This window comes from Vibrio sp. 10N.222.51.C5 (assembly GCF_041474575.1).
Taxonomy (GTDB): Bacteria; Pseudomonadota; Gammaproteobacteria; order Enterobacterales; family Vibrionaceae; genus Vibrio; species Vibrio crassostreae_C.
Genome location: NZ_JBFRUJ010000115.1, coordinates 1 through 287, shown reverse-complemented (window position 1 = coordinate 287; position 287 = coordinate 1). Strand labels below are relative to the sequence as shown.

Genomic DNA, 287 nt, shown 5'->3' with positions numbered 1-287 from the left:
GAGTACCCACACAGATTGATATGTTTAAACAGTTAAGAGTAACCTATGTCCCGTTCGTCTAGAGGCCTAGGACACCGCCCTTTCACGGCGGTAACAGGGGTTCGACTCCCCTACGGGATACCATCTTTAAGCACATTTATTTAAGTGTTTTTAAAAATGGTTCAATTTATTGAATCAAGCTCTTTAACAATTTGGAAAGCTGACTGATTGATTACTTACGAGTAATTCAATCAAATTTAAAAGTTCTCAATGTTTATCTGCTCTTATTTAATAAGAACGGTATAAAC

Annotated in this window: 1 tRNA gene; it reads left to right on the top strand. The window is 36.6% G+C overall.

From position 1 onward, the window contains the following. The first annotated feature begins 47 nt into the window (after nucleotides 1-47). Nucleotides 48-123 (top strand) — tRNA-Glu (locus tag AB4558_RS21825). The last annotated feature ends 164 nt before the right edge of the window (nucleotides 124-287 follow it).